At 46.5% G+C, this 17,936-nt stretch carries 16 protein-coding genes; 10 read left to right on the forward strand and 6 right to left on the reverse strand.

The genetic code is table 11. The features are described from left to right. Window positions 1–47: 47 nt before the first annotated feature. Window positions 48–758, reverse strand: a complete 711-nt coding sequence (locus tag BMZ72_RS03660) for an enhanced serine sensitivity protein SseB C-terminal domain-containing protein (protein ID WP_089805350.1) — start codon at window positions 756–758, stop codon at window positions 48–50. Window positions 759–872: 114 nt separating this feature from the next. Further along, window positions 873–1,706, reverse strand: coding sequence for an AraC family transcriptional regulator (locus tag BMZ72_RS03665; protein ID WP_089805352.1), 834 nt, complete (start codon window positions 1,704–1,706; stop codon window positions 873–875). A gap of 85 nt (window positions 1,707–1,791) precedes the next feature. On the opposite strand from BMZ72_RS03665, the gene BMZ72_RS03670 reads away from it, so the two are divergent. From BMZ72_RS03670 to BMZ72_RS03705, 8 genes are all read left to right on the forward strand, one after another. Further along, window positions 1,792–2,850, forward strand: coding sequence for an SDR family oxidoreductase (locus BMZ72_RS03670; protein ID WP_089805354.1), 1,059 nt, complete (start codon window positions 1,792–1,794; stop codon window positions 2,848–2,850). A 24-nt stretch (window positions 2,851–2,874) separates the two neighbouring features. Next, entirely contained in the window at window positions 2,875–3,756 is an 882-nt protein-coding gene (locus BMZ72_RS03675; RefSeq protein WP_089805355.1) for a helix-turn-helix domain-containing protein, read from the forward strand. 69 nt (window positions 3,757–3,825) lie between these two features. Next, window positions 3,826–4,260, forward strand: a complete 435-nt coding sequence (locus BMZ72_RS03680) for an ester cyclase (protein WP_255373091.1) — start codon at window positions 3,826–3,828, stop codon at window positions 4,258–4,260. Between the two features lie 237 nt (window positions 4,261–4,497). After that, window positions 4,498–5,004, forward strand: coding sequence for a GNAT family N-acetyltransferase (locus BMZ72_RS03685; RefSeq protein ID WP_089805357.1), 507 nt, complete (start codon window positions 4,498–4,500; stop codon window positions 5,002–5,004). A gap of 71 nt (window positions 5,005–5,075) precedes the next feature. Continuing rightward, complete coding sequence (locus BMZ72_RS03690; protein WP_089805360.1) at window positions 5,076–5,411, forward strand: hypothetical protein; 336 nt, start codon at window positions 5,076–5,078, stop codon at window positions 5,409–5,411. Continuing rightward, on the forward strand, window positions 5,411–6,085 hold the full coding sequence (locus tag BMZ72_RS03695; RefSeq protein ID WP_089805362.1) for an ATP-binding cassette domain-containing protein: 675 nt from the start codon (window positions 5,411–5,413) through the stop codon (window positions 6,083–6,085). The genes BMZ72_RS03690 and BMZ72_RS03695 overlap by 1 nt, the downstream gene beginning before the upstream one ends. Window positions 6,086–6,192: 107 nt before the next feature. After that, window positions 6,193–7,104, forward strand: coding sequence for a metallophosphoesterase family protein (locus BMZ72_RS03700; protein WP_089805364.1), 912 nt, complete (start codon window positions 6,193–6,195; stop codon window positions 7,102–7,104). A gap of 401 nt (window positions 7,105–7,505) precedes the next feature. Beyond that, the gene (locus tag BMZ72_RS03705; RefSeq protein ID WP_089805366.1) at window positions 7,506–7,994 is read left to right on the forward strand and encodes an ankyrin repeat domain-containing protein; all 489 of its coding nucleotides are present in this window, start codon (window positions 7,506–7,508) and stop codon (window positions 7,992–7,994) included. A gap of 66 nt (window positions 7,995–8,060) precedes the next feature. On the opposite strand, the gene BMZ72_RS03710 is transcribed toward BMZ72_RS03705, so the two are convergent. From BMZ72_RS03710 to BMZ72_RS03720, 3 genes are all read right to left on the reverse strand, one after another. After that, on the reverse strand, window positions 8,061–9,371 hold the full coding sequence (locus BMZ72_RS03710; protein WP_089805369.1) for a Gfo/Idh/MocA family protein: 1,311 nt from the start codon (window positions 9,369–9,371) through the stop codon (window positions 8,061–8,063). A 152-nt stretch (window positions 9,372–9,523) separates the two neighbouring features. Further along, the gene (locus BMZ72_RS03715) at window positions 9,524–11,023 is read right to left on the reverse strand and encodes a MoxR family ATPase (RefSeq protein WP_089805371.1); all 1,500 of its coding nucleotides are present in this window, start codon (window positions 11,021–11,023) and stop codon (window positions 9,524–9,526) included. 48 nt (window positions 11,024–11,071) lie between these two features. After that, window positions 11,072–12,172 (reverse strand): vWA domain-containing protein, encoded by a 1,101-nt coding sequence (locus tag BMZ72_RS03720; protein ID WP_012792275.1) that lies wholly within the window; start codon window positions 12,170–12,172, stop codon window positions 11,072–11,074. A 351-nt stretch (window positions 12,173–12,523) separates the two neighbouring features. Between BMZ72_RS03720 and BMZ72_RS03725 the strand changes: the two genes are divergently transcribed. Both BMZ72_RS03725 and BMZ72_RS03730 read left to right on the forward strand, forming a co-directional pair. Further along, window positions 12,524–13,378 (forward strand): sugar phosphate isomerase/epimerase family protein, encoded by an 855-nt coding sequence (locus BMZ72_RS03725; protein ID WP_089807207.1) that lies wholly within the window; start codon window positions 12,524–12,526, stop codon window positions 13,376–13,378. Between the two features lie 180 nt (window positions 13,379–13,558). Then, window positions 13,559–14,308, forward strand: a complete 750-nt coding sequence (locus BMZ72_RS03730) for a Zn-ribbon-containing protein (RefSeq protein ID WP_089805373.1) — start codon at window positions 13,559–13,561, stop codon at window positions 14,306–14,308. Window positions 14,309–14,523: 215 nt separating this feature from the next. Here BMZ72_RS03730 and BMZ72_RS03735 read toward each other — a convergent pair whose 3' ends face one another. Then, window positions 14,524–17,751 carry a glycosyltransferase family 117 protein gene (locus BMZ72_RS03735; RefSeq protein WP_089805375.1) on the reverse strand — a complete coding sequence of 1,076 codons (3,228 nt, stop codon included), beginning with the start codon at window positions 17,749–17,751 and terminating at the stop codon, window positions 14,524–14,526. Window positions 17,752–17,936: the final 185 nt, after the last annotated feature.

Genomic DNA, 17,936 nt, shown 5'->3' on the forward strand with positions numbered 1-17,936 from the left:
GATAGTATTTTATTACTTGTGTAGTGTTCAGTCCGCGTTTTGAAGCCTTATACCCGCATCTCCGCTTCAAACGGCGTTGCGGGGTTCAGGATAAATAACTGTCCGGGATTGATCCCACTCAGGATACGCTGAAAGGTCATCTTTACGATCATCCTGTCATCCGGTATATTCACCATACCACTTCTGGCAATCATTTCTGCATCCGCGAAAAGCGGAATGAACTCACCCTGCTCCCGTACATATGTAGCCAGCATCAGGTCCTTGCTATCCTCCATTTTGTGTGCAAGGGTAAAGACCTCACAATCTTTCATCGTCTCGATCAACTCCTGCCGGAACCGCTTTTCATCAAACCATTGTTTCATGACTTTCTGCTGCAGTATGGCGGAATTGCCTTTGTGATAGAAGGGAAGATTATGCTGACGGATATAATCTGTCAGTTCCGGATTGGTCACGCTGGAGGTATAATAGATCTCAGTATCACTCATAAACTGGGACTTGATCATCCAGGTAATCTCCTGTATGGAATCCTCGTTTCCCTGATGGTCGATAGCCAGTACCAGTATGTGTGCCTTCGATGCATTGTTGTAAGCAAAGCCGAAATAAGCGGCTGTCACAGCTGTTTCAGTACTGAAGTAGCTGACCAGGTCATCTACGAAATTCCTGTCCGCTGATAGTGGTGTAGGCGTGGTCGCGCTTGTTACTGGTACAGTTGTTTCGGATACAGTAGGTTTTTTCCTGAAACGGTCAAATAATTTCATACGGATAGGGATTTAGAATAGTCGCCGGCATTTACCAATGCCAATAGTCATAGGCGCGAACATATCGTATACAAATATAATATTTATAGATATATATCCGAATAAAAGCACGCTTTATTTATTTCGGTAAGCGGAGGGGTTGATCTGGTGATAGCTTCTGAAGAATTTATTGAAGTGACTCAGGTCGGTAAAGCCTAATTCCTGGCTGATCTCTTTGAGTGATAAGGAGCTGTATTTCAGCCGGTTCTCAATAATGTGCAGTTTATAGCGGTTGATATAGTCCCGCAGGGCCACACCGGTATGTTCGCGAAAGAAAGCGCCCAGGTGTCTTTTGGAAAGACCGAATAAGGCAGACAGGTGTTCCTGGCGGACCAGTTCCGTTTCGTAGATATGCTGGTGAATATAATGCAGCATGGCAATGAGCTTCTCGTCCTGTTTCAAGACCGTTTCCAATGGTTCGTGCACATTCCTGCGAAGGATAGACATGACCGTCTGTAAAAGGAAGAAGATGGTTTCGCTGGTCTCATTCCCTGTTTCCTGCCACTCTGCTACCAGGAGACGGATAAGGGTATCTGTTTTATCTGCATCGGCGGCTGATTTCAATACGGGGAACTGCTGTCTGCGGCTACAGATCAGGAGTTCGTCGATATGCCGGTTCCAGCGGTGTTCTTCCGGTAAATGTCCTACCTGTGTGATATAGACATTGGTGAACTTGATAAAGGTAAAGGTGGTCGGCGTGGTGATTTCAAAGCTGTGGTAATCGGCCGGCGCCAGCAGGAAAATGGACTTTCCCGTATAGGGGTGACGGATACCGGACAGACAATGAAAGCCATTTCCTTCGTGTATGAAGATCAGTTCGAAATGGTTGTGGTTATGCAATGGATGCTGCCATTCCGTAGTTGTAAAATGAGATACTTTTAGAAATTCGTGTTGAACATACCGCTGCATACGACACAAAATACAAATAATCCCTGCCAATATACAAATGCCGGACCTGCCACTACGGGTAATTTTGAGGTATAAATCAACACATATGAACGGACAACGTAAAGTTGCGCTGATAGCGGGTGCACAGGGCGTAATAGGCAGGAATCTGGCAGATCATCTGGATGCATCGGGCGACTGGGATATTATCGGACTTTCCCGTAGGGGCGGCGAAGCCAAAGGGAATGTAAGGCATATAGCGGTAGACTTACAGGATCAGAAAGACACGGTTGATAAACTGGGCGGTCTGACGGCGGTGACGCATATTTTTTATGCTGCTTATGTAGATGCGCCGACCTGGGAAGCCCTGGTTCCACCTAATATGGCGATGCTGGAGAATCTGGTAAACGTCGTAGCGCCCATTGCGAAGGGATTACAGCATATCAGTCTGATGCAGGGATACAAAGTGTACGGCGCACATCTGGGGCCTTTTAAAACACCGGCCAGGGAGTCTGACGCGGGGCATATGCCACCTGAGTTCAATGTAGATCAGCAGGTATTCCTGGAAAAGAAACAGGTGGGTAAGTCATGGAGCTGGTCCGCTATCCGGCCTTCAGTAGTGGGCGGATTTGCTCTGGGAAACCCTATGAACCTGGCGCTGGCCATTGCGGTATACGCCTCCATTTCAAAGCAACTGGGACTGCCTTTACGCTTTCCGGGTAAACCAGGTGCTTATGATAAACTGATAGAAATGACCGATGCCGGTCTGCTGGCAAAGGCCACTACCTGGGCAGCAGAGGCCCCGGAAGGGGCGAATGAGGCCTTTAATATCAACAACGGGGACTTATTCCGCTGGAATGAAATGTGGCCTGAAATAGCCCGTTATTTTGAGCTGGAGGTGGCGCCACCCTTACCGATGTCGCTCAATGTGATCATGGCAGATAAGGCTGCTTTGTGGCAACAGATGCAGGAGCAATACCAGCTGGCCGCTATTCCCTATAAGCACTTATCTTCCTGGGGCTTTGCCGATTTTGTGTTCTCCTGGGATTATGACATGTTCGCAGATGGCAGTAAAGCACGCAGGGCCGGGTTTCATGAATACATCGAAACGAAGGAGATGTTTTTCCGCATCTTTGACGATTTCAGACAGCGTCGCATCATTCCCTGATCCTTTTTTGTGATCTTTGCAGGAATGAATGTCATCAATCTTCCTCAGGATCTCAATCCGGCGCAATACCGCGCGGAAGACCGGATACTGATCCGGCCATATACTTCTCCCTGCAATACAAAAAAGAATCGTGTGATCCTGCACAGGAACATGATCAATTTACTGATAGAAGGACGTAAGACGGTTATTTACGGCGGACAAACAACCACCGTCAATGACAATGCGATCTTATTCCTGGCAGCCGGTAGTTGTCTGACGACAAACGTAAAATCAGACAATGGGAATTTCCAGTCCGTACTCCTGTATTTCAGCGATGACGCCCTGCTGGATTTTTACATGAAATACGCTCGACTGGTACAGGCGCAACAACGGGATAAACAACTACCGGCTGCTTCATTTATTACTTTTGAAAAAGATGTTTTTCTCCGGAACTATATAGATTCACTGAGACATTTATTACAACTGGATCAGCCATTGCCCCAGGAGATCTGCATCCTGAAGTTTGAGGAGCTGTTGTTGTACCTGTTGCAGACAGCACCGGAAACACTATTGCAATTAAAGGCAAATGCGACCGGTAGTATGCAGGACTTTGAGATCAGGAAAGCGGTGGAAGGGAATATCACCCGGCCAGTGACGGTAGAGGAGCTGGCCTTTTTGTGTAGTATGTCGCTGTCTACTTTTAAGCGGCGGTTCATGAAGATCTACGGCACCTCTCCGCAGCGCTGGTTACTGGAACAAAAGATGCAGGTAGCAGCCCGTTTACTCCTGGACCAGCAGGTCAAACCCGGCGATGTGTATGACCAGGTGGGGTATGAAAGTCATTCCAGTTTTACGAAAGCATTCCGGCAGGTATTTGGTATGACGCCTTCGGCTTACCAGGAACAAAATATGAACGTCCAGGCATAAACTCTGGACGGTGAGGACTAACAGGAGGGGGGTGCCACGGACTAATTTTGCTGTATAAAATCAAAGTATATGACAGCAATGACAGAACAGAACAAGGCCCTGGTAAGGCGTTTTAACAAGGAGATCATTGAGGAGAATAACCTGGAGAGCTTTAAAGAGATCATGGATCCTGCGTTTATCAATCATACCGCGATGGCAGGTATGGATAAAGGAGCGGCAGGCATTTTACATACCTTCAATAATATACTGCGTCCTGCATTTCCCGACCTCAGGGTAACGATCTATGAGCAGGTGGCAGAAGGAGATAAGGTGACCACTTTCAAGGTCATTTCAGGTACACACAAGGGGACTTTTATGGGTATACCGGCTACGCATCAGTCTGTAAGCATCAGGGTGATGGATATGGTAACGGTACGTGACGGAAAGTACTATGAACACTGGGGTGTAAACACAATGGCAGCGCTGGTGACGGAATTAAAGGCAATAAATAGCGCAGAAAAATAGTATCTAAAGTATTTCTTTCAGCCCTGCTTTTTTTGACTAAATTTTGTTATATTTGTTACCCCCCCTAACTGAAGAGGGTGGTGAGCAGAAGGCTGACCTGGTGATGTTGAGAATGCTGACAATGAGTTAATTTATTAATTATATCGTTTACAGTAGGAGTTCTCCGGAACTCAGAATTAAAAGCCTTCTGATGCTCAGGAGGCTTTTGTGTTTTCTATAAACAAAAATAAACGAGGTATGTTGGAAATTGTAGAAGTAAAAAAAGACGATGTTAAAACGCTGGAGCAGGTGAAATCCCTTTTCCGTGAGTATGCCAACTGGTTGAGTGTAGATCTTAGTTTTCAGGGCTTCGAAGAAGAACTGAGCAATTTACCTGAACCCAACTACGTAGCGCCCGCGGGAGCATTGTTTATTGCCCTGGTAGATGGACACCCTGCGGGTTGCGTTGGTATAAGACCGTTTGAAAACGTTACCTGCGAAATGAAACGGCTCTTTGTACGCGATGCTTTCAAAGGACATGGCGTAGGCCGCGCACTGGCCATCAAAGCCATTGAAGCCGGAAAGAAACTGGGTTATAAACGTATGCTGCTGGATACGCTGGCACATATGCGCCCTGCTATTGAATTGTATACCAGCCTGGGTTTCCAGCCGATTGCTGCGTATTACGACAACCCTATCAGCGACGCTGTATACCTTTCAATGATGTTTGAAAAGGAAAGTGAAAATGCCGGTTCGGCGATCTAAGCACTGACTTTAACAATTTTTTGGCAGTGCGGCTGGTGATGACCAGCAATAAATATTGATAAATTGTACCGATGGATGGCAAATCATCCTGTGTACAATTTATGGTAAGAATACGCGGTTTGTTACTCTATTACCGTTCGTTTTTCCTGGTTCCCGGAATACTGCTGATCCTTTGTGCCTGCTGGGTATATCGTAGTAATGCTACGAAACACATTGGTATACTCCCTGCGATCCTCAGTCTGAAAGTCATTGCTTTTGGCATGACGGCCTATGTTGCCCATCAGCGGAAGGAAAGATATTATTTCTTTAATCTTGGTCTCGGCCCTTACCTGCTGACAGGGACTGCCTTTGTGATCGATTTCCTGTTGCTTTTTACTGCCCTTACGCTTACCTCATTTTATAGTTAATGGATATACTGGAAACGGATAGCGTTACGCTTTCCTATGGAACAAAAACGGTTATCAGTGGCGGCTATATGAAAATGATCAGTGGCCGTATTCACATACTGGTAGGTCGTAACGGATCGGGTAAGTCCAGTCTGATGAGGGTTCTGTTTGGTGCGCAGCCTGCAGAGTTCAGTTTTGTACAATACAACGGTAAGAAGCTGAGCAAACCGGCGTACAAAGTACCGGGACTCGTCAGGTATCTGCCACAGTTTCCTTTTGTACCTGCTCCGCTTACAGCAGGCGCCTTTGCACGGTCTTATGATGTGCCCTGGGAACGGGTGACGGCCTGTTTTCCGGAATTTGAAGGGAAAGAAAAGGTATCCGTGAAATCGCTTTCCGGCGGACAGATACGCATGCTTACCACGATTGTGCTGATCTGTTCTCCGGTGAAATTTGTTATACTGGATGAGCCTTTTACCCATATCATGCCCTTGCATATTAATACCATTAAAGACCTGATACGCGAAGAAGCTGCGAAAGGGAAAGGCTTCCTGATCACGGATCATATGTACGATCATGTGCTGGATCTGGCAGATGCGTATTATTATATGGAATGGGGTGTGACGATTACGATGACCCGGGAAGAATTGTTGGAGAAGGATTATTTTCTGCGAATGAAATGGGAGCAGGGATGAAATCCGGAACAGGAATAACATATTGTTAAATCTGCCGGACGTGATGGAAATGCGCCCCGGATATGCAAATTTCGCGGTTTGTCCGTTGTGGCATTAAAGCGTGTTTTATGCAAAGAAGATCATTGTTCAAACGATTTGGCAGTTTATTACTGGCGCCGGCTATATCATTACCAGCTTTCGCGGCTGATGCAGAGAAAAAGCCTGTATTGCGTGTAGCACATATTACGGACGTCCACCTGTATGATAAAGCAGGCGCGCCCGATTTCTTCCGGAAATGTCTGCATCATATTCAGTCGCAGCAACCGAAGGTGGATATGATCCTGAACGGCGGCGATATTGTGTTTGATATGAACAAGGAGAATCTTTCAACCATTGATGCACAATGGAAATTACTCCATACGATCATGAAGGAGGAGTGTAGTCTGCCGGTGTATTACACTTTGGGGAACCATGATATCTGGTGGAGTGAAAATAACAAAGGACAAGCAGTGTACGGTAAGCAATATTCGCTGGATCAGTTACAGCTGAAATCACCTTATTACAGTTTTACGAAAGGTGGCTGGAAATTCATCGTACTGGACAGCGTGCACCTGGATGTAGATGATACCTGGTATATCGGTAAACTGGGGGAAGCGCAGATGCAATGGCTGGCAGATGAACTGAAGGCAACAGATGCGCAGACACCGGTATGTATGTTGTCGCATATTCCGATCCTGACGGCGACGCTGATGGTGCAGGATAATATTGTGAACAGATGGGAAATGCTGGGAGGTGATATGCATACAGATACGGCGGATATTATCCGTCTGTTTTATCAGCATCCAAATGTGAAATTATGCCTGAGCGGACACATACACCTGAAGGATAAGGTGGTCTATAACAATGTGACCTATCTGTGTGATGGTGCTGTGAGTGGCGCCTGGTGGAAAGGGAACAACAGAGAGACTGCGCCTGGTTACGGCATGCTGGAACTATTTGCAGATGGTAGTTTTACAGAAAAGTACGTGCATTATCAATAAGCATAAGATACAGTCATACATCGTAAATAGAAGGCCTGGAAATTTAATTTCCAGGCTTTCTGTTTACCATACGTTGATATTCCACATTAGGTAGATGGAAAGAACCAAAACGGAAGAAATCGCTGTAGCTAATGAAATAGTCGCTATTGGAGAGAAGAAGTTATCAGACAGTTATCAGAAGCAGATTTATTGATTGATTATCAAGTTGATATGATTAATTCGTGCCCTGGCATGGGTAGGGAAAGTGCAAAGTGACAGCAATGAACGCAGGCACTTGCCTGAAGTCCGATAAAGCGGCACTGATATTGAACAGCTAAATTGAAGCATAGCGTTGTATGCCTGGCAGGCAGTGCGGTATGCTTTATCATTCATAAGCAGTAAACCTAGTTAATCTTATTACCATGAGCGCAATTGTCAATGAATTTTTTAACGCAGCAAGGACCGGCGACATTTCTTTTTTGCAGGAAAATATTAGTAAAATAGAGGACCTTAATGTTCGCGACAGTCGTGGTTATACGCCATTGATCATCGCTACCTATAATAATCAGATTGAAGCAGCTGCATTATTGCTTGAAGCTGGTGCAGACGTAAACGCTGCAGATTATGGTGGCAACACTTCTCTGATGGGCGTAAGTTTCAAGGGCTATCCGGAGATAGCAACGTTGCTGATCGGTTATGGTGCTGATCTGAATCTGCAACATGGCAATGGTGGTACTGCGTTGATGTTTGCAGCAATGTTCGGACGAAATGATATGATAAAGTTATTACTTGATTTTGGAGCAGATATCAATATCCGTGAGAATCGGGGATTGACTGCCGCCGACCTGGCAGCACAGCAGGGGAATGCAGAAGGTGTGGAAATGCTGGAAACGGCCGGGATAGAGAAATAGGAAGCTATAGTGATTGGTTGATAAATGATAAAGGCGTCCCGTCTATAGCGGGACGCCTTTACTGTATTATTTCATCGTTGACTTAGGTAGTTTATAGCCGTTGTGGTATTCAGGCGTGAGGTATTTGTTAGCATCCTTTTCCGCGAATCCACCGGTAGCGCCGTTCCAGTGTAGCTTCTGGCTTGTTTTGTAGGCGATATTCCCTAACTGGGCAATAGTGGCGACATGTGCGCCAGCTGCCAGCGGGGTGTTCAGATCTTCCAGTTTCCGTGATTTAATCACTTCCAGGAAGTTGGTTGCGTGTTTATCCAGGCCATTGTCAACGGACTTCTGACGTGGTACAGCTTCCATTTTATCTTTCTCAGGGATCACTTCCCATCCGCCACGGTCCAGCACCAGTGTGCCGTTGTTACCGATGAAGGCGATACCATGATCACGGCCGTAAGGACCGCCATCTATACCGATCGCGTGTTCCCATTGTATATTGAAGCCATCGAACTGATAAACTGTGGTTAGTGTATCCGGTGTTTCGGCTGCATCATCCGGATAAGCGAATTTACCACCCGCAGCCATCACAGACTGTGGATGCTGTGCTTTCATACCCAGGAGAGCATAGTCCAGCAAATGTACACCCCAGTCGGTCATCAATCCACCCGCATAATCCCAATACCAGCGGAAATTGAAATGGAAGCGGTTAGGATTGAAAGGGCGCTTTTGTGCAGGGCCTAACCAGGCAGCGTAATCTACACCTGCAGGTGGATTACCATCTGGTTGTTTAGGGATGGAGTGCATCCAGCCCATATAGGCCCAGGCTTTCACGAGACGTACCTGTCCGAGTTTACCAGAATGTACGAAGGCGATCGCGTCTTTAAAGTGTTGCTGACTACGTTGCCACTGGCCTACCTGTACGACACGTTTAGTGTTTTCCTGGGCATACAACATGGCTTTAATTTCTGCGATGGAATTACCGATGGGCTTTTCGACGTACACGTCTTTTCCGGCGGATACGGCGTCTGTCATCTGCAGGCAGTGCCAGTGATCAGGTGTACCGATGATCACGGCATCGATGGATTTGTCTTCCAGCAATTTACGGTAGTCGCCATAGGTCTTTACTTTCTGGCCTTTTTTGTCCAGTTCTGCGGCCCGTTTATCGAGTACGTTTTTGTCAACATCACAGAGGGCAACGCATTGTGCGTAAGGGTTTTTGAGAATAGCGGTGAGGTCCGACCAGCCCATTCCGTTGATACCGATAGCAGCAACATTGATCTTATCGCTGGGGGCAACTGCGCGGAGAGCGGAGGGCAACGCACCGACCAATCCTGCTCCTGCCACAAGGGTAGAGGCAGAGCGGATAAAGTGTCTTCTTGAGTTGTTCATAACTGTAGTTGATAGTTGTTTTCAATAAACGCGGCATATACTAATGCAAAACGCGGAATACTGAAAGATAGATACTTCGGCTGTAAGATGCAACAGCAATCTGGTATATATCGTCCAATATTCCGCGTTTCCGTTAACGGAGGAAGTATGGTTTAGAACTCGTCGCTTTCTTCTTCTGTACCGGTACCGAAGTTCATCATGGTACCCAGGAGATCACTGAAACGGGTCTCGTTTTCCACTACCTTTTTACTGATAAGGGAGTAGGAAGCCAGACCGTGTAATACGAATTCCATGAGCAGTAACTGTTCTTTGTTATTGGCGTGCGGGAATTTGCCCTTGATCAGCTCTTTCAGGCCGTCCACTTTCTGGAGGGACGTCTCATATTGCTTATCATTTACATCCTGCAATAACTGTACGGCATTGCCTTTATCAAACCACTGGATCACCGCCCGGTAAGGATTCTCTGCAGCAGCGCTTTGTTTACGCTTTTTGAAAGAATCAGGGTTCGGGAAGTACTGGGAGAAGACGCTGCGGATGGCTTTGTCGAGGAGGTTGACCGCTACCTGTAACGGACCTTCCTGTTCGCCTTCATATACCAGTTCTATTTTACCAGTGATGGCCGGAATGATGCCCTGTAGATCGGCTATACGTACGTAAGTTTCTTTTTCCTTGTTGATGATGGCTCTGCGTTCGCCGGCACTGACTGCATTTTCATAAGCAGCGATGGTCAGACGGGCAGATACACCGCTCTTTTTATCGACATACTCACTGTTACGCGCTTCAAAAGCAACCTGTTCGATGAGGCGCTTGATCATATCGCTGATATGTACATGGCGTTGTTCTTCATGTACATTGGCCTCCTGTTCGGTAATGAGCAGGGAGTTCTCGATATTCTTCGGATAGTGCGTGATGATCTGACTTTCTATACGGTCTTTCAGTGGTGTTACGATAGAACCACGATTGGTATAGTCTTCCGGATTCGCAGTGAATACAAAGAGAATATCCAGCGGCATACGCACTTTAAAACCACGGATCTGGATATCGCCTTCCTGAAGGATGTTGAACAGGGATACCTGTATACGGGCCTGGAGGTCGGGCAATTCGTTGATGACGAAGATACCTCTGTTAGAGCGAGGGATGATGCCGAAGTGGATCACGCGTTCGTCTGCGTAGTTCAGTTTCATGTTAGCCGCCTTGATCGGATCGATATCACCAACGAGGTCAGCTACTGATACATCAGGTGTAGCGAGTTTTTCGCTATAGCGCTGGTCACGGTGTACCCATGAAATAGGTGTGGCGTCTCCCAGTTCTGCAACGATATCACGTGCGTGACGGGAGAGTGGATCGAAGGGACTGTCGTTCACTTCAGAACCTTCCACGATGGGAATGTATTCGTCCAGCAGGGAAACCATCTGCCGGGCCATACGTGTTTTTGCCTGTCCGCGGAGACCGAGAAACAGGATATTATGACGGGAGAGCAGGGCTCTTTCCGTATCGGGAATAACGGTGTCTTCGTAGCCGATGATACCGGGGAATGCGTTTTCTTTCTGCTGGAGTTTACGGATCAGGTTTTGTCTGATCTCTTCTTTAACGGATTTAGGTTTATATCCACTCTTCTTTAATTCACCTAACGTACTTATGTTGATATTCATGTTTGTATTAATGGATTATTCTATCAATGATATGATTGCGGATGCCGGTTACAGCATTTTTCTTTTTCCGTTCTCGAAGTCGAAGAAAAGGAATTGTCCCAGTTTGTCCAGACCAGAGAAGAAGGCTTTCCCGTTGTTGGTTTCGGTAAACTCTGTTACGAATTTTTGCAACCACGGGTCGGTAGCTACCATAAAGGTGGTGATCGGAATTTTAAGTTTCTTGCATTGAGCAGCAAGATTGAGCGTACGGTTGAGGATCTTGCGGTCCAGGCCGAAGCTGTTTTTGTAGTACTCTTTCCCGTTCTTGAGGCAGGTAGGCTTACCGTCGGTGATCATAAAGATCTGTTTGTTCGGATTGCGTCTGCGTCTGAGAATATCCATGGCCAGTTCCAGACCGGCAACGGTATTGGTATGGAAAGGACCGACCTGCAGGTAAGGGAGATCTTTGATCTCGATCTGCCAGGCGTCGTTACCAAATACAATAATGTCGAGCGTGTCTTTCGGGTAGCGGGTAGTGATCAGTTCACTGAGGGCCATCGCTACTTTTTTGGCCGGTGTGATACGGTCTTCACCGTAGAGGATCATGGAGTGGGAGATATCGATCATCAGGGCGGTGGACGTCTGGGTTTTGAAGTCCGTCTCCTGAATTTCCAGGTCGTCCTGGTGTATGGAGAAGCTGTCTATACCGTGATTGATCTGGGCGTTGCGGATGGAAGCAGTCATATCGATCTGTTCCAGTGCGTCACCGAACTGATAAGGACGGCTGTCAGCATTCAGTTCGTCTCCCTGACCTGATTTGCGGGTATTGTGATTACCGACATTATTTGATTTCTTCAGTTTTCCGAAGATCTCTTCGAGTGCTCTTTTGCGGATACTCTGTTCTGTTTTGCCGGTTATCTGGATGTTTCCGTTCTCTTCGTTTTCGCGGATATATCCTTTTTCTCTCAGTTCCTGTATAAAATCTCCGATGCCGTAATCTTCATTGGTAAGTTGGTACTCTTTGTCCAGTTCGGTCAGCCATTGTAATGCTTCACTGACATCTCCGCTGGTGTAAGTCAGCAGTTGAGTGAATACATCCAGTAACTTCTCAAAGGGCGATTTTCCCTGCTGCTCATCGGGTTCAAATTTGGAAAAATGTATGCCTCTCATAATATTTAAAATTAGGCAATTTAGTGGTATGATGTATATACATACTCTATGGCCGGTAATTTCATAAAAATGTAACGAAGAATATCGATATGAGATAGCTGATTATGCATGTGGTATATTTTAATATAAGAAAGCAGGGTTATTTTTTAACAGTGTTATAATATCTTACTACTATTATCAGGGAGTGTAGATGCCGGAAAATTGGGTGAAGCGTGCGGATATGGTGAGCCTGAAGGTGGGTCCATTTGACAGTCGGATGTGACCGGTCAACCCTGATTGTTTGCATTGTTCGTAGAAACGGATTATTTTTCACACAGGTCTTTACTGATTACCAAATTAAAACTATTGCAGATGATTAAAAAATTGAGCAGCGTGCTGTTCCTGGCTGGTGTACTGGCTGGAGCGACGATGACATCCACGTTAAGTTTTGCGCAGGGAAAAGCCGCCGATAAGCTGGGCTGGAAATTAGGTGCACAAGCCTATACCTTTAACCGTTTTACGCTGGGACAAGCCCTGGAAAAGATGGATAGTGCAGGTATTGAGTATGTGGAGTGTTATAACGGTCAGACGATCGGGAACGGCATTGATGGTAAATTCGACTGGAGAATGGATGCCGCCAAACAGGCAGAAGTAAAAGCCATGTTTAAGGCAAAAAAGAAGAAGCTGGTGGCTTATGGCGTGGTATCGCCGGCCAGTGAACTGGAATGGGAGCAGGTGTTTAAATTCGCGAAATCTATGGGCATTCAGGTGATCACTGCTGAGCCTAAACGTGAACATTGGGATGCAGTATCTTCACTGTGTGATAAATACAAGATCAAGGTGGCTATCCATGATCATCCGAAACCAAGTCATTACTGGCATCCTGACAGCGTACTGGTAGCAATCCAGGGACGCAGCAAGTATATGGGCGCCTGTGCGGATATTGGTCACTGGGTACGTTCAGGTATGGAGCCGGTTGACTGTATCAAACAGCTGAAAGGGCATGTACTGCACCTGCATTTCAAAGACCTGAATGAGAAATCCCGGGATGCGCATGATGTGATCTGGGGTAACGGTGTATGTAATATGCCTGCTGTACTGGCAGAACTGAAGTCACAGGGCTTTAAAGGCATGTTCTCTGTAGAATATGAGTATAACTGGGATAACAGCGTACCTGACGTGACAGCAAGCGTAAAGTTCTGGTGGGATCAGGTAGGGAAATTATAATAGTGTTTCAATGTTTGATAAGAAACTCCTGCATTTGCAGGAGTTTTTTCGTTTATAGGGATGACTGCGGCGTTATATCATTCATAATCAGGGTGCAAGATTGAGAAAGAGACACTTTTTTAAGTGAAAGTATTTAGGTATATTTAATATATCCTATTATGAATACTATATCCTGATCCTATGTTCATCTATCAGATCCTGTTTGAAAAGGCTGTATGGCCTCAGGCGGAAAAGGAGCCATTTCTCCGTGACGCCGACTTCTTTATCCGTTCCCTTCGTTCCAATGGACAGTTAGTATCCCGAAATGACGTGTTTCTCTTCCAGGAAAACGCAGTGTCTCTGCATGTCCAGTGTCTTAAAAAGGACTCGCTGGAAGAGCGTTATAACAGCGATTATGTCAATCAGTGGATCTCTGTGCTGATGGAACGATATGGTGTGACGGTATCCTATCAGTATATGGGCGAGCACCTGGTGCCGGTACCGACGGCGGAGGTGGATGCTTCCAGTTCATTTATCCTTTATTGGGGAGGACCTTCTCCTGTGAGATCCGGGGATACCTTTGACCAGATACCACTGTATCACCTGCCATATACGAGTGTATGGCAGCGGAACTATGAGGATATCAATTCCTGGTCGCATAGTTATGCTGAGATTGACGGATTATGGTTCCGTGGATCGATGGGTGAAACGCACTTTCATCAGTTTTTGTCAGATATTAATAGTCCGCTGACGACGCAGGGCCGTAGCATCTGTAACCGATTGGAACAGTTGACGGGTAAACCGAGTTATTATTACCTGTTTAATGCGGATAATAAGGCGTCAGCGCATCATTGTCCGTCTTGTGGAGGGGAATGGCAGCTGGAGCGTAAGTTACTGGCGAAATTTGACCTGAAGTGTGATCATTGCAGATTGGTGTCAGGGAGCATATAGTTTAGTCTTATTGATACACATATATGCTTCATCTTACGTTAAAGCGCTACGTCTTTTAGCGGAGCATTAGCGTAAGATGAAGCATATTTGACTAATAAAAGCGCTTTGTTGAACGATCGTAGCGCTTTTTCTATTAATTCCTGATGCATAACTAATAAAGAAGGGCGATCACTGAACAGTGATCGCCCTTCTTTATTTATACCGGTTAGCGGTGATTAGTTTTCAGCGCCATCAGTTGCCTGTTCCGGAGTGTCAACCTGGATAGTTCCTGGTTGTTCCAGTTGCTGGCGGCGTTCAGGATGTGTGAAGTCTTCCTTCATACGTTGCAGCAGGGTGATAAACTGTTCAGCCATCTGCATATCACGCTGTAAGCCATTCATTTTAGAGGCTGGCAGGCTGCGATAGTATTGTAACTGTTGTGTACAATCTTTGATGATCAGCTGAGAGATCTCGTCTGCTTTCTTCGGATCGCCAGCCAGGTAGTAAGCGTATACAGTCTGCATAGAGCTGTAGTTGTGCATCTGTCCCGGAGTGGTCATCGCGTAAGGGAAGTTACCCTGCAGGAGATTTTTATCACTCTTATTCAGTACTGCGAGTGCGGAATCCTTTTCACCGGTCAGGGCCATAGCGGTACCCAGTTTGGTGTAGGAGTTACGCAGGTATTGCAGCAGTTTACGGTTAGGTTCGTCGAAGTAAGTACCTGGAACGTTAGCACCACCGAAAGCGAATTTCTCCATCAGGTTTTTGTACATCACCGGAATATTCACGTTGTTGTCAGCACCCATTGGGTCGTTGCTTTCTGTTTTCGGCAGCGGCACGAGGCGGTAGGTCAGACCATCCGGACGGAGGTAGTCGTTCAGACCGAGGTCGGTTGGGCTGGTGAAGTAGATCGGACGTTTCCAGTCGTTTGCAGCGATGATATCGTATACTGCCAGGTCATTCTTCAGCAGGTAAGATTTGCTGATCTGGAATGGCAGCTGCGGCATTACACGTGCGCTGTCGTGGATATCAACAGTACCGTTTTTCAGCACTTCTGCTACATTTACCGGTACGAAGAGTTTTTTAGCAGGCAGGTAGTTGATCTGTGAACCGTCAGTAGTGGACAGTTTTGCACGAGGATCATCAGAACCCATGAATGCCATTACTTCTTTCAGGTTATAGAATTTATCCTGCGGGAAGCTACCACCATCATAGTACTGGATGTAGTTGCGGTTTTCGCCCTGGTATTTATCAGGAGTCCAGGACATCGGAACGCCTGCGCTCTTGTTAACCATATGACGTTGCTGATCGATATACCAGTCTACACCGAGGAGACTAAGGTTGATCACACGAACATCAGGACGGATACCTTCTACTTCCTGTGCGTACCACAGCGGGTAAGTATCGTTATCACCCACAGTGAACAGGATGGCATTTTCAGCGCAGGAGTTCAGGTAGTCAGCGGCAACGTCACGGGCGATGGTTTTGGTAGAACGGTCGTGATCATCCCATTCCTGGAAGCCCATCAGTACCGGTACCGCCAGCAGACAAACGAGTGCTGCAGCCGGAGCGGAGATTGCTGATTTGGTCTTTTTCTTCAGGAATTCTGCCACAGACAGTACGCCCAGACCGATCCAGATGGCGAATGCATAGAAGGAACCTACGTATGCATAGTCACGTTCACGTGGCTGGTTACCTGCCTGGTTGAGGTAGAGCACGATGGCAAAACCGGTGAAGAAGAACAGGAGGGAAGCGACCAGTGTATCTTTACGGTGATTATTATACTGATAGAAGAAACCAATTACGCCTAATACGAACGGCAGGAGGAACAGGGTATTGTGCCCTTTATTGTTCTTTAAGCTGTCCGGCATCATGGATTGGTCGCCGTATATGATATTATCTATAAAGGAGATACCAGTGATCCAGTTACCGTCACGTTTGTTACCGTAACCTTGTGTATCGTTCTGTTTACCGGAGAAGTTCCACATAAAGTAGCGGAAGTACATGAAGTAAACCTGGTATGTCACGAAGAAGCTAACGTTATCTCTGAAGCTAGGGCGTGCATTTGCATCAAGACCCAGCCAGTCGCGGTAGTAATCCGCATGTCCCTGATCGTTGCTGGCGTCCCAGACACGGGGGAACAGCATTTTATCTTCAGCAGCGTAGACAGGCACCTGTTTTTTACCAGCGATCTCATATTTGTCTTTACCACGCGCGTAGATGTTTCCGGCGTCTTCATAAGAAGAAGGACGGGCAGTGAATACCTGACCATAGATCAGCGGGAAATCACCATACTGCTCACGACCCAGGTAACCTACCAGGGAGATCGGGTTGTCCACGTTGTACATATCCACAGAAGGATTCGCGGTAGAGCGGATCATTGTAGTAATATAAGTGGAGTAACCGAGCAGGAGGAAGATGATAGAGTAGATGGTTACTTTGATAGCGTGTGTAAAGCTGGCGGATCCGATTTTTACATCGAACAGCTTTACTAAATAAGGTATAAATACGATTGCAGCTGAGATGATCAGCTTTAATATTTTGATACCAGCACCTGAAGCGTCATTAAAGGCAGGGATGACGATAACGGAAGCGATCAGGATCAGTGGTGCATAGAGACCGAATTTAGGATTTTTCAATCCATATAACAGGACAGCAGCCAGTGCGATGAAATAGAAGGCGAAGCCACTGTAGAAAGGCAGGCCCAGGCTATTTACGAAGAATACGTCCATCAGACCGGAAGCCTTAACGGTATCCTGGATAACGAACTTCTGCACGAGACCGGTGATAGCACAACCAATGATAAACGCCCAGAAAGTACCGATAGGGGTTACTTTAGGAGAGCGTTTGAAGTAGTACACCATTACGATAGCCGGGATGGTGAGGAGGTTCAGCAGATGGACACCGATAGAGAGGCCCATTGTGAAGGCGATGAAAACGATCCAGCGGTCAGCATATGCTTCATCTGATTCGTGTTCCCATTTCAGGATCGCCCAGAATACGATGGCGGTGAAGAGGGATGACATTGCGTACACTTCGCCTTCCACAGCGGAGAACCAGAAGGAGTCAGAGAAGGTGTAAGCTAATGCACCTACGACGCCGGCGCCCATGATAGCGATCATTTTTTCACTGGAAATAACTTCTCCGGCTTTCACCATCAGGCGGCGTGCGAAGTGTGTGATGGTCCAGAAGAGGAACAGGATAGTGAATCCGCTTGACAGTGCAGACATCAGGTTTACGCCGATAGCTGCCTGAGAGGGCGGAAACGGAATGGTAAACAATCTACCCAACAGCACAAATAAAGGAGCTCCCGGAGGGTGCGGAACCTGTACCTTGTAGGCACTAGAAATAAACTCGCCGCAGTCCCATAGACTTCCGGTGGCCTCCATAGTCATAATGTAGACAGTGCAGGCAATGATACAGACAACCCAACCGACGATATTGTTGGTCCTTTTAAAATTCATAAGGATGTTTTAGGTCCGACAAAAATAGAAAAAGTGGCAAATTATGCTAATTAGCGATAACAGTTTTAACTTTTTCTTTAATAAGAGAAAAATTCTGAAGATGCCAGGGTGAAAAGTCGCTATAGGAAAGGGATTGATTAACAAACAAATATGTTGGGGTTAGGCATGGGGAGCCTGGTTCCGGC

Source organism: Chitinophaga sp. YR627 (assembly GCF_900114995.1).
Classification (GTDB): Bacteria; Bacteroidota; Bacteroidia; order Chitinophagales; family Chitinophagaceae; genus Chitinophaga.